Genomic DNA, 993 nt, shown 5'->3' on the forward strand with positions numbered 1-993 from the left:
TTCGCCTTGGAACGCGGCTTGCGCCGCTTGGCGGGGGCATCCGGCGGGCGCGCCCCCTTTCCTTCGTGGAGGTCGGTTCCTCCTGCAGCCGCTCCTGCACGGCCGCGGTACCGTTCTCGTCCATTCGTCGCCCCTTTCTTCTCTAGGGGCATCATAGGTCCGCAACCTTTCCGGGGAACCGTCGCGGAGGCCCGCATGGAACCGCCCCGATCATGCGCGGTCCTTGCACGGCGGCCGCATGAACCTGGCGCGCTTCTTGCACGGATCTGGCAGAAAGCCGGCGGAAATTCGGCAGCCAGCCGATGCGGGGGCAACTCCGCAGGTGGAACATGCAGGGGCCGATGGTCGGCACCTTGGGCGCCGGCGGGAGGAGGGGCACGTGCGAAGGTGGAAAACCGTGGCGCGCGACAAAGCCGCCGGACGGCATGCACGGGAGAGCGTCGCCCCGGCGAGGCGCCGGGCAGATGCGAAGCGCCCTAGAACAAGGTCGGCTGCGTGAAGGCGGTGCAGAACGTGGCGCGATGGAGGGGGGTGAGGCCGAAACGCTTGATGGCCTCGATATGGGCGGGGCTCGCATAGCCCTTGCAGGAATCGAAGCCGTACTCGGGGTAGTCCTCGGCGTAGCGGCACATAAGGGCGTCGCGCTCCACCTTGGCCACGATGGAGGCTGCGGCGATCGACGCGCAGCGGCAGTCGCCTTTCACCACGTTCACCTCGCGGTCGTCGAGGCGCAGAGGGTTGCCGTCCAGCAGGACGACGTCCGGGCGCACGCCGGCGGCCTCGATGTGAGCCAGCGCATGCCTGAACGCGGTGACGAGCGAGGCCGTCATGCCCGCGGCATCGATGTCGGCCGCTTCCACGTACTCCACCGTCCACGCCACGGCCACCTGCTTGACCTCGAGGGCAATGCGCTCGCGCACTTCGGCTTTGAGCTGCTTGGAGTCGTTGAGGCCCTCCACCGCGGGCTCGGGGGGAAGCACGACGGCGCCCACC

The 993-nt window shown here is 68.9% G+C and carries 1 protein-coding gene; it reads right to left on the minus strand.

All coding sequences use genetic code 11. From position 1 onward, the window contains the following. Positions 1-476: 476 nt before the first annotated feature. A partial coding sequence (locus GPA_RS02610) for a ribonuclease HII (RefSeq protein ID WP_041238854.1) occupies positions 477-993 on the minus strand: 517 nt, incomplete at its 5' end.

It is taken from the genome of Gordonibacter pamelaeae 7-10-1-b, from assembly GCF_000210055.1.
GTDB classification, from domain to species: Bacteria; Actinomycetota; Coriobacteriia; order Coriobacteriales; family Eggerthellaceae; genus Gordonibacter; species Gordonibacter pamelaeae.